We start from the raw sequence: 9183 nt of genomic DNA, 5'->3' as shown, positions 1-9183 counted from the left end.
CGCCTGATCCGCCGCCCCGCCCCACCCTGCGGCCGCCGTCGCAGTGGTCTAGAGTGGGGGAGCAACGCCGTGCCGCATCGCACGGCGACAAGCACAGGAGGGGACATCATGGCGGAACTCGACAAGGAAGCGGTCGTTGCGGCGCTGAACCGTATCCTCGAGGCCGAACTGGCCGGAGTCGTGCGCTACACGCATTACTCCTTCCTCGTATTCGGCTTCGGGCGCATTCCGATCGTGTCGTGGCTGAACGCGCAGGCGGAAGAATCGCTGCAACACGCGCGCATGGCCGGCGAATGGATCACCACGCTGGGCGCTCACCCCTCGCTCGCGATCGGACCGCTGCTCGACTCGCACCAGCACGACATCGGCGCGATGCTGCGCGAATCGCTCGAATCGGAACGCGGCGCGCTGAAGCTCTACGACGAGCTGCTCGCGCTGGTCGCGGACCGCTCGGTGGCGCTCGAGGAATATGCGCGCCAGATGGTCCAGACGGAGGAGCTGCATCTCGCGGAAGTCGACAAGATGCTGCGCAAGCCGGGCGACCTGTCGACCTTCGCGCCGGCGCGGCCGGGCTAGCGACCTACGGCAGCACGCCGAAGAACGCGCCGCGCGTGAGGAAGATGTAGTCGCCTTCGAGCACCATCAAGGCGACGAGCACCAGCACGCACAGCGGCGGCAGCAGGATCGCACACACCAGGGCCGGCCGCTCCCAGCGCAGGTGCATGAAGACGGCGACGATCAGGCCGGCCTTCATCAACATGAAAGTGACGATGAGGCCCCAACGCAGCAGCCCCTGGACGTGGAAGTAATCGACGAGGTAGGACATCGTGCTGAGCACGAAGAGCAGCGCCCAGACCTTCAGGTACAGGCCGATCGGATGCTGCTGGCGGGATGCGTGGTCCATGGCGACACCTCACCACAGGTAGAACAGCGCGAAGATGAACACCCACACGAGGTCGACGAAGTGCCAGTACAGGCCCGCGATCTCGACGTTGCCGTACTTGCCACCGCCTTCGCCGCGCGCCTCGTAGCGCCCCGCGAGCACGTGCGCGGCGATCGTCAGCAGGTAGATCACGCCGACGCTCACGTGCAGGCCGTGGAAGCCCGTGATCATGAAGAAGCTCGCACCGAACTGCGCCGCCCCCATCGGGTTGCCCCACGGCCGCACACCCTCGGCGATGAGCTTGCTCCACTCGAAGGCCTGCATGCCGACGAAGCTCGCGCCGAGCAGCGCGGTCGCCAGCAGCAGCGCGGCGCAGCGCACGCGGTCGTGGCGGTAGGCGCAGTTGACCGCCATCGCCATCGTGCCGCTGCTCGTGATCAGCACGAAGGTCATGATCGCGATCAGGATCAGCGGCAGGGTCTGGCCGCCTATCGTCAGCGCGAACACCTCTGAGGGGTTCGGCCACGGCTCGGTCGTGGCGATGCGCACCGTCATGTAGCCGGTGAGGAAGCTGCCGAAGACGAAGGTGTCGGAGATCAGGAAGATCCACATCATCGCCTTGCCCCACGGCACCGCGAAGGCCTGCCGGTCGCCGGACCAGTCGGCGACGAGGCCGCGCCAGCCGCCGGCGGGCGCCGTGCTCGAGACGGGTGCGACAGTCGAATCCATCGCGTGACCTCCGTGAGTTAGTGGATGTGCATGCCCACGGCGCTGCCGAGCGCCACGAGCACGCCCGGCGGACTCGCGAGCAGGGCGAACAGCACCAGCCACACCGCGAACAGGAAGTGCCAGTACGTCGCGCACAGCGCCACGCGCCGCGCCGACTGCTCAGCGGGCACGTCCCGCGCAACGCCGGCCGCCGTCCCGCCGAGCGCGACCAGTCCGCCGGCCAGATGCACGCCGTGCAGCCCGGTGAGGAGGTAGAAGAAGCTCGCCGCCGGGTGGCTCGCGACGAAGTGGCCGGCCGCGACAAACTGCGCCCACACCCAGCCTTGGCCAACGAGGAAGGCCAGCGCGAGCGCCGCAGCGGCGGCCAGCGCGATGCGCAGGCTGCGCTCCCGCGCATGCCGCGCGGCGCCGCTCGCGCACTGCAGCGCGACGCTGCTCGCCGCCAGCAACCCGGTGTTCAGCCACAGCGTCGCCGGCCAGGGCAGGGCAGGGCCTGCCAGTCGGGCAGGCGCGCACGCACCAGAAGCGCGACCGCGAACAGGGCGAACAGCATCGCGATCACGCCCAGCAGCATGCGCAATCCCACGTTCGCGGCCGGCGCGCGCGGCGCATCGCGCCCGGGATGCGGCGGCTGGGGCAGCCAGGGCTTGGCGGTGAGCGCGTCAAGCAGAGTCATGCGTGGCCCTCCCAGGCGGGTCCTTCGGCCCCCACACCGGCCTCCTGCGGCACGTTCTGCGGGATGAAGTCGCGCGCAGCGCCCGGCACGCTGTAGTCGTAGGCCCAGCGGTGCACCTCGGGCAGGGCCGCGCCCCAGTTGCCGTGGCGCGGCGGCGTGTCCGGCGTCTGCCATTCGAGCGTCGTCGCGCCCCATGGATTGGCGCCGGCGTGCCGGCCGTGCCGCAGGCTCCATGCGAGGTTGAACAGGAACACCAGCTGGACGACGCCGACGACGAGCGCCGCGACGGTGATGAAGGCGTTGAGGTCCTGCGCCGAGGCCGGGATGAACTCGTAGCCCTCGTACGCGTAGTAGCGCCGCGGCATGCCGAGGAAGCCCAGGTAGTGCATCGGCATGTAGATCGCGTAGGTGCCGAGGAAGGTCACCCAGAAGTGGAGCTTGCCCAGGCGCTCGTCGAGCAGGCGTCCGGTGATCTTCGGGTACCAGTGGTAGAGGCCGCCGAAGACCGCGAGGACCGGCGACACGCCCATCACCATGTGGAAGTGGGCGACGACGAAATAGGTGTCGGAGAGCGGGATGTCGACGCTGACGTTGCCGAGGAAGAGCCCGGTGAGCCCGCCGATCACGAAGGTGCTGATGAAGCCGATCGCGAACAGCATCGGCACGGTGAGGTGGATGTCGCCGCGCCACAGCGTCAGGGTCCAGTTGTACACCTTGATCGCGGTCGGCACCGCGATGATCAGCGTCGTCGTCGCGAAGAAGTAGCCGAAGTACGGGTTCATGCCCGAGACGTACATGTGGTGCGCCCACACGACGAACGAGAGTCCGCCGATCGCGACGATCGCCCACACCATCATGCGGTAGCCGAAGATGTTCTTGCGCGCGTGCGTGCTGATGAGGTCGGAGATGATGCCGAAGGCGGGCAGCGCGACGATGTACACCTCGGGGTGGCCGAAGAACCAGAACAGGTGCTGGAACAGCACCGGGCTGCCGCCGGCGTGCGCGAGCGGCTGCCCCATCGACACGATCGCCGGCATGAAGAAGCTGGTGCCGAGCAGCTTGTCGCAGAGCATCATCACGCCGCTCACGAATAGCGCGGGGAACGCGAACAGCGCGAGGATGGACGCGACGAAGATGCCCCACACCGTGAGCGGCATGCGCAGCAGCGTCATGCCGTGCGTGCGCGCCTGCAGCACGGTCGTCACGTAATTGAGCCCGCCCATCGTCGCCGCGACGATGAAGATCACCAGCGACACCAGCATCAGCACGATGCCCCACTCGGTGCCCGGCGTGCCGGGCAGGATCGCCTGCGGCGGGTACAGCGTCCAGCCCGCGCCGGTCGGGCCGCCGGGCACGAAGAAGCTCGCGACCAGCACCAGCACCGCGAGCAGGTATATCCAGTACGAAAGCATGTTGAGGAAGGGGAACACCATGTCGCGCGCACCGACCATCAGCGGGATCAGGTAGTTGCCGAAGCCGCCGAGGAAGAGCGCGGTGAGCAGATACACCACCATGATCATCCCGTGCATGGTCACGTACTGGTAATAGCTCGCCGGGTCGATGAAGGCGAACGCGCCGGGAAAGCCCAGCTGCAGGCGCATCAGGTTCGACAGCACCAGCGCGACCAGTCCGATCGCGATCGCGGTGAGGCCGTACTGGATCGCGATCACCTTGTGGTCCTGGCTCCACACGTACCTCGTCCAGAAGCCATGCGGTCCGGCGTGCAGGTCGTCGTCGCTCATCGCCTCCCCCTCATCGCACCGCGGCGAAGGTCGGCTGCGCCGCGAGCCAGGCGCGGAACGCCGCCTCGTCCTCGACGACGACATGGCCGCGCATGTTGTAGTGCGCCAGCCCGCACAGCTCGGCGCACAGGATCTCGAAGCGGCCGGCGCGCGTCGGCGTCAGCCAGAAACGCGACACCAGCCCCGGCACGAGGTCCATCTTCACGCGGAACTGCGGCACGTAGAAGTTGTGCAGCACGTCATGCGAGCGCAGCAACAGCGTGACGGGGCGGTCGAGCGGCAGGTGCAGCTCGGGGCTGGCGACGAGCACGTCGTCGCGCCCGTGCGGGTCGTCGGCGTTCAGGCCGAAGGGATTGTCGGCGCTCACGTGGCGCACGTCGGTGCGTCCCAGGCGGCCGTCCGTGCCGGCAAAACGGAAGCGCCACTGCCACTGCTGGCCCAGCACCTCGACCTGCGCCGCGTCGGCTGGCGCGGCGATCATCTGCGAATACACGTACAGGCCCGGGGCCAGCATCGCGACGATGCCCGCCGTCGTGAGCAGCGTGAGCCGGCCTTCCAGGCGCCGGTTCTCCGGTTCGAAGGCCGCGCGGTGGCCGGCGCGGTGACGGAAACGCACGATCGCCACGGCGATGAAGAGATTCACCGCAACGAACACCGCCCCGGTGATCGCGAGCGTGATCAGGATCGTGTCGTCGAGCAGGCCCCAGTTCGACGCGATCGGCGTGAACCACCACGGACTTGCGAAGTGGAACACCACCGTCGCGACGACGATCACGACCAGTGCGATTGCCAGTGCCATGCCTCCCCCTTGCCCCCACTCCGCGTGAATCCCGCGCTGCTATCCGCGGATGCTCACGGGAATGCCGGGATCGTCGGGTCGGCCCCCTCGATGTCGGCTTCCGGATGGTGCTGCCGGATCATGTCCTCGAAGTCCGCGACACGGTCCTTCGGCACGTCGACCATCATCAGCAACATGCCGTCCCCGATCGCCTTTTCGAAACGCTCGAGGCGGGAGTTCGGCACGCTCACGCCGACCATCGCCGAGACCCACGCGCCGAAACCGGCGCCGCCCAACGCACCGAACAGGATCGCGCCCCCGGCCGCCACCACGCCCGCGAGCGGAAAGGCGACCGCGACGAGCCCCGCCAGCGCGCCCACGCTGCCGCCGACCGCCAGCCCGCGCTCGATCGCCGGCACGAGGTCGGTCTTCTGCGCGACGCTGGCCTCGGGCAATTCCTCCAGCGGGGTATTGCGGCGGGCCAGCACATGCACGTGCTCGTAGGGAACATGCGCGAGCAGCAGTTCATCGACGATCCTGCGCGCGGTCTCGACGTCCGGCAGCAGGAAATACAATCGCTTCAAGCCCAGCATGACGACCTCCTTGCCGGATCACCTACGGCAGCATGCGCGGCCTCCCCGTTCTCGCCTCGATCTCCGCAAGATTGTGACCACGGGGCGGTCGTCAAGTTTTCGGCGTGCGCACGCGCCGGGCGGCGCCGTAGGGCGGCAGGGAACTGAGGCGCGAGTCCTCGACCGGTCCGCCGACGGTGAAATGGTAGAGGCTCTGCCATTCCTCACCCGCGAGCCCCAGCAGTTCGTGCATCGCATCGTCGAAGAAGCAGCCGATGCCGGTGCCGCTCAGCCCCGCCGCCTCTGCTTCGAGATATAGCACCTGGCCGAGCAGGCCGCACTCGCGATAGAGGGGTGCATAGCGCCATGGCTCGTGCGCGACCAGCCCCGTGCGCGCCAGCATGCCGAGCGCGAAGCACGAATCGGCGGCGATCTCCTGATGGCAGCACACGAGCTGCGCCGTCGCGCGCAGGTCGTAGGGAATCAGCAGGTAGAGCGGCAGGTGCGCGGGGCCCGACTTGTGCCACAGCCAGTCCGCGCGCATCGCCCCACGCAGCCCGGCGAGCGCCGCCGGATCGCGCACCAGCACGTAGAGCCCCGCCTCCAGCCCGTCGACGCGATGCACGAAGAGCGCCGGATGCACCTGCGGCGGCCAAGGCCAGGCCGACCACGGCGGCACGCCCGCACGCGGCAGCAGCGCATCGAGCACGGCGAAGAAGGTTTCGGCAGTCATCGCCGTCACGCCGTCGAAGGCGACCGCGCTGCGGCGCCGGCGCGCGAGCGTCGCGACCGACAGGTCCTGCACCGGTGCGGCAGACGGAGGCAGCGCCGCGGGTGCCGGCGCCTCCGCCGCGGCGGTGCGCGGCTTGCGCGCGGCGGCATCGACGACGGCGATGTCCGGCCAATCGACATGCGCCGAACTCAGGCGGTTGGCGCGCCCGCGCCAGTCGGCTTGGTCCGCGAGGGCGCGCAGCGCATCGACGTCGGTGCCGCTTCCCGCCGCACCGAGCTGCAGCAACACCTCGGGCGCCTCGCGCTCGGCGCCATCGAAGTCCGCCACGCGATCCAGCCCGGCGAGGCGCGCGATGTCGTCGTCGCCGACGCCGTCGAGCACGCGCGCCGACCACCCTAGCGCCGCGGCCGCCACGCTCACGGCGGCAATCGCATGGCCGCAATCGTGCTGGCAGTAGCGCCACGCGCGCATGCCGTACTTCCACGCCTCGCGCCAGTGGATCGAGCTCAGCGCGACCAGCGCCGCCTGCCCGCCGAAGGCCGCATCCCATCCCTCGCGCGGCGCAGCACGCTGCTCCAGCACGTGATCGCGGCTCAGGTAATGGTGCACGCCGGCCGGGAGGCCGGGCAGCGCCGGTGCGATCAGGTAGCCCTCGGTCGGATGCAGGTTGCCGCTCGACGGGTTGCAGCGCAGCGCCCAGCGCGAGCCGCCGAACTCCTTCCATGCCGACAACGCCAGCGAGAGCTCGAACAGGATGCCTATGTGCTCGAGATCGAAGGGGGCGGGCGGCGGCAGCTCGCCGCGGCGCAAGGCGGCGTAGCGCGTCGCGAGGCCGTCCGCCGCAAGCGGCAGGATCGTGCGCGCGGCACCGTCCCAACTGCGCCACGGGTCCGGCTGGTTCGCCCAGTCGAGCCGTCCCGGCCCCGGCGCGTAGCGCTCCGGCCGATGCTTGCTATGCTCATGGTAGGCCCGCACGGCGGCGACCTTCCCGCTGTCCGTCGACACTGCTGCCGGCTCGTGCGCCATCCCGTCCCCCTCGCAATTCGTCGCGCCACCGCCGGAGTCCGACAGCGATGAAAAGATCGATCCTCGCCTTCGTCCTCGGCGGCCTGCTCGGCACCGCCGCCGGCTTCGCGCTGGGCATCTTCGTATACCCCTTCATCTTCCTCGCCGACATCACCGCGAGCGAGCGCATCGACGACCCGTCGGCACTGCGCCTCGTCGCGCGCGGGACCTTCATCCACGCCAATCCCTCCGACCCGATCCACTACGGCCGCGGCGGCGTACGCGTGTATGACGGCCTCGTGCATCTGGAGGAAGACTTCCAGGTCGGCCCGGGCCCCAAGTTCCACGTCTACCTCGTGCCGGACAAGCAGGTCACGCCCGATACCGACGTCGCCGCCAGCATGTTCATCGACCTCGGCCGGCTCAAGGCGTTCAAGGGCAGCCAGAACTATCCCATCCCGGCCGGTGTCGATCCGGGCGCCTACGGCAGCGTCGTCATCTGGTGCGAGCAGTTCGGCGTACTGATCTCGCCCGCCCGGCTGACGGCCCCCGGGGTGGGCGGCGCCGTGACGGGACCAAAGAATTAAATCTTCTTAATCTTCGACGGTTTTCCCGGTCCATATAACTTGATGGCTCGCCCATATAGCCCCGCTCGCTGCAGCGCAACAGTACAATTCGCACCTCACAACCCAGAATCGAAAGACCGGACATGGCCGCCTTCATCACCGAAAAGATCGTCAGCGTGCATCACTGGAACGACACGCTGTTCTCCTTCACCACGACGCGCGACCGCGCACTGCGCTACGAGAACGGCCAGTTCGTGATGATCGGTCTCGAGGTCGAGGGACGTCCGCTGATGCGCGCCTATTCGATCGCCAGCGCCAACTACGAGGAAAACCTCGAGTTCTTCAGCATCAAGGTGGCGGACGGCCCGCTCACCTCGCGCCTGCAGAAGGTGCAGCCCGGCGACGACATCCTGATCTCGCGCAAGCCGACCGGCACGCTGGTGCTGCACGACCTGCTGCCCGGCAAGCACCTGTATCTGTTCTCGACCGGCACCGGCCTTGCGCCCTTCATGAGCGTGATCCGCGACCTCGACGTGTACGACCGCTTCGAGAAGGTCATCCTCATCCACGGCGTGCGCCACGTCAGCGAGGTTGCCTACGAGCACTACATCACGCACGAACTGCCGCAGCACGAATTCCTCGGCGAGGCGGTGCGCGAGAAGCTGATCTACTACCCCACCGTGACGCGCGAACCGTTCCGCAACCAGGGCCGCTTCACCGACCTGATCGAAAGCGGCAAGCTGTTCGCGGACATCGGCCTGCCCCCGCTCGACCCCGCCGTCGACCGCGTGATGATCTGCGGCAGCGCTGCGATGCTGAAGAGCTCGCGCGAGCTGCTCGACCGCCGCGGCTTCAAGATGTCCAAGCGCATCGGCGATCCGGGCGACTACGTCATCGAGCACGCCTTCGTCGAAAAGTAGCACGGGGCTGCGGCGACACCACCGAAAGGGCGCTACGGCGCCCTTTGGCTTTTCAAGAGGCGCCACACGCATCGCCCGCCTGCAAGCAATGTCACCCGCATCGGGTAATCGCGCGTTATATTGATGCACGCAGGTGCATGACCGCAGCTCTCGACACAACCACGACGGAACACCGCCGGCGGCAGGACGCACACGCGCCGTGCGACGCGCCGCGTACTACAAGGAGAAACCCGCATGTCCCGCTTGATCACCGCCGTTCTCGCCAGCCTGTTCGTCGCCGCTTCAGCCTTCGCGCAGGCCCCCGCTGCCGATTCGATGTGCGAATCCAAGGCCATCGACAAGAACGGCAAACCGCTCGTCGGCGCCGCCAAGTCGTCCTTCATGAAGAAGTGCCACACTGACGCCGTGAACACCGAGTGCTCGGCGAAGGCCCTCGACAAGAACGGCAAGCCGCTCGCCGGCGCGGCGAAGAACTCGTTCATGAAGAAGTGCCAGGCCGACATGAAGGCAGCCAAGTAAGAAGACACGCGCCCCCGCCCCGGCACGGTTGCTCCCTGCCCTTCAAGGGGAGGGTTGGGG

12 protein-coding genes are annotated in these 9183 nt (G+C 68.3%); 4 read left to right on the top strand and 8 right to left on the bottom strand.

The annotated features are described in order from the left end of the window. Positions 1-108 precede the first annotated feature (108 nt). Positions 109-576, top strand: coding sequence for a ferritin-like domain-containing protein (locus GPA27_RS27180; RefSeq protein ID WP_169143541.1), 468 nt, complete (start codon positions 109-111; stop codon positions 574-576). 4 nt (positions 577-580) lie between these two features. Here the strand turns inward: GPA27_RS27180 and GPA27_RS27175 are convergent, their stop codons facing one another. The 8 genes from GPA27_RS27175 to GPA27_RS27140 form a co-directional block, all read right to left on the bottom strand. Continuing rightward, positions 581-904 carry a cytochrome C oxidase subunit IV family protein gene (locus GPA27_RS27175; RefSeq protein WP_169143540.1) on the bottom strand — a complete coding sequence of 108 codons (324 nt, stop codon included), beginning with the start codon at positions 902-904 and terminating at the stop codon, positions 581-583. Positions 905-913: 9 nt separating this feature from the next. Next, positions 914-1612, bottom strand: coding sequence for a heme-copper oxidase subunit III family protein (locus GPA27_RS27170; RefSeq protein WP_169143539.1), 699 nt, complete (start codon positions 1610-1612; stop codon positions 914-916). Positions 1613-1629: 17 nt separating this feature from the next. Next, positions 1630-2061, bottom strand: a complete 432-nt coding sequence (locus GPA27_RS27165) for a cytochrome c oxidase subunit 3 (RefSeq protein WP_246261519.1) — start codon at positions 2059-2061, stop codon at positions 1630-1632. An 8-nt stretch (positions 2062-2069) separates the two neighbouring features. Continuing rightward, positions 2070-2288, bottom strand: a complete 219-nt coding sequence (locus GPA27_RS27160) for a hypothetical protein (RefSeq protein ID WP_246261518.1) — start codon at positions 2286-2288, stop codon at positions 2070-2072. Further along, positions 2285-4030 (bottom strand): cytochrome c oxidase subunit I, encoded by a 1746-nt coding sequence (gene ctaD, locus GPA27_RS27155; RefSeq protein WP_169143538.1) that lies wholly within the window; start codon positions 4028-4030, stop codon positions 2285-2287. The genes GPA27_RS27160 and ctaD overlap by 4 nt, the downstream gene beginning before the upstream one ends. Before the next feature lie 10 nt (positions 4031-4040). Further along, the gene (locus GPA27_RS27150) at positions 4041-4829 is read right to left on the bottom strand and encodes a cytochrome c oxidase subunit II (RefSeq protein ID WP_169143537.1); all 789 of its coding nucleotides are present in this window, start codon (positions 4827-4829) and stop codon (positions 4041-4043) included. Between the two features lie 53 nt (positions 4830-4882). Next, positions 4883-5401, bottom strand: a complete 519-nt coding sequence (locus GPA27_RS27145) for a DUF1269 domain-containing protein (RefSeq protein ID WP_211165275.1) — start codon at positions 5399-5401, stop codon at positions 4883-4885. A gap of 91 nt (positions 5402-5492) precedes the next feature. After that, on the bottom strand, positions 5493-7139 hold the full coding sequence (locus GPA27_RS27140; RefSeq protein ID WP_169143536.1) for a nitroreductase family protein: 1647 nt from the start codon (positions 7137-7139) through the stop codon (positions 5493-5495). A gap of 47 nt (positions 7140-7186) precedes the next feature. Here GPA27_RS27140 and GPA27_RS27135 point away from each other — a divergent pair, with 47 nt between their 5' ends. The 3 genes from GPA27_RS27135 to GPA27_RS27125 all read left to right on the top strand — a co-directional run bounded on the left by GPA27_RS27135 (position 7187) and on the right by GPA27_RS27125 (position 9123). After that, positions 7187-7705, top strand: a complete 519-nt coding sequence (locus GPA27_RS27135; RefSeq protein ID WP_169143535.1) for a DM13 domain-containing protein — start codon at positions 7187-7189, stop codon at positions 7703-7705. 122 nt (positions 7706-7827) lie between these two features. Continuing rightward, positions 7828-8604 carry a ferredoxin--NADP reductase gene (locus GPA27_RS27130; RefSeq protein ID WP_169143534.1) on the top strand — a complete coding sequence of 259 codons (777 nt, stop codon included), beginning with the start codon at positions 7828-7830 and terminating at the stop codon, positions 8602-8604. A 234-nt stretch (positions 8605-8838) separates the two neighbouring features. Further along, positions 8839-9123 carry a hypothetical protein gene (locus GPA27_RS27125; protein ID WP_169143533.1) on the top strand — a complete coding sequence of 95 codons (285 nt, stop codon included), beginning with the start codon at positions 8839-8841 and terminating at the stop codon, positions 9121-9123. Positions 9124-9183 lie beyond the last annotated feature (60 nt).

The sequence above is a fragment of the Aromatoleum toluolicum genome, from assembly GCF_012911005.2.
GTDB lineage: Bacteria > Pseudomonadota > Gammaproteobacteria > Burkholderiales > Rhodocyclaceae > Aromatoleum > Aromatoleum toluolicum.
Note: the sequence above shows the minus strand (reverse complement) of the source record. Positions and strands in the feature narration are given on the sequence as shown.

What these genes read in the sequence shown, in the direction of transcription:
- GPA27_RS27180 (WP_169143541.1), top strand. Translation starts at nt 109, where the DNA reads ATGGCGGAACTCGACAAGGAAGCGGTCGTTGCGGCGCTGAACCGTATC.
- GPA27_RS27175 (WP_169143540.1), bottom strand. Translation starts at nt 904, where the DNA reads ATGGACCACGCATCCCGCCAGCAGCATCCGATCGGCCTGTACCTGAAG.
- GPA27_RS27170 (WP_169143539.1), bottom strand. Translation starts at nt 1,612, where the DNA reads ATGGATTCGACTGTCGCACCCGTCTCGAGCACGGCGCCCGCCGGCGGC.
- GPA27_RS27160 (WP_246261518.1), bottom strand. Translation starts at nt 2,288, where the DNA reads ATGACTCTGCTTGACGCGCTCACCGCCAAGCCCTGGCTGCCCCAGCCG.
- ctaD (WP_169143538.1), bottom strand. Translation starts at nt 4,030, where the DNA reads ATGAGCGACGACGACCTGCACGCCGGACCGCATGGCTTCTGGACGAGG.
- GPA27_RS27150 (WP_169143537.1), bottom strand. Translation starts at nt 4,829, where the DNA reads ATGGCACTGGCAATCGCACTGGTCGTGATCGTCGTCGCGACGGTGGTG.
- GPA27_RS27145 (WP_211165275.1), bottom strand. Translation starts at nt 5,401, where the DNA reads ATGCTGGGCTTGAAGCGATTGTATTTCCTGCTGCCGGACGTCGAGACC.
- GPA27_RS27140 (WP_169143536.1), bottom strand. Translation starts at nt 7,139, where the DNA reads ATGGCGCACGAGCCGGCAGCAGTGTCGACGGACAGCGGGAAGGTCGCC.
- GPA27_RS27135 (WP_169143535.1), top strand. Translation starts at nt 7,187, where the DNA reads ATGAAAAGATCGATCCTCGCCTTCGTCCTCGGCGGCCTGCTCGGCACC.
- GPA27_RS27130 (WP_169143534.1), top strand. Translation starts at nt 7,828, where the DNA reads ATGGCCGCCTTCATCACCGAAAAGATCGTCAGCGTGCATCACTGGAAC.
- GPA27_RS27125 (WP_169143533.1), top strand. Translation starts at nt 8,839, where the DNA reads ATGTCCCGCTTGATCACCGCCGTTCTCGCCAGCCTGTTCGTCGCCGCT.